This window comes from Pseudonocardia sp. EV170527-09, assembly GCF_008369905.1.
Classification (GTDB): Bacteria; Actinomycetota; Actinomycetes; order Mycobacteriales; family Pseudonocardiaceae; genus Pseudonocardia.
The window spans coordinates 1-245 of record NZ_VRMC01000608.1; the positions used below are offsets into that span (position 1 = coordinate 1).

The 245-nt window shown below is 69.0% G+C and carries 1 protein-coding gene; it reads right to left on the bottom strand.

From position 1 onward, the window contains the following. Window positions 1–245: hypothetical protein (locus FVA95_RS32470; RefSeq protein WP_205016104.1), on the bottom strand; the 245-nt coding region annotated here is incomplete at both ends.

Consider the following 245-nt stretch of genomic DNA (forward strand, 5'->3'; position numbering starts at 1 on the left):
GTGTCGCCGATCTGCGCGCCGTGGGACTTGGCGAGTGCGCGAATAGTGCCGAGCCGTGGCCCGTTGGTGCTCCACAGCGGCCAAATGATCGCGGCGTCTCCGGCAGCTGTGCCGAAGTTGCGCCGGCCGCCGGGTTGCACTCCCGCGCCGGCTGCGGTGGCCGCCGGAATTTGGACTGCGGAGCCGCGCAACAGCTCGCTCGTGACAGGTAGGGCGAGTCGAATGGTGTTGCCGTGCTGGAAGGT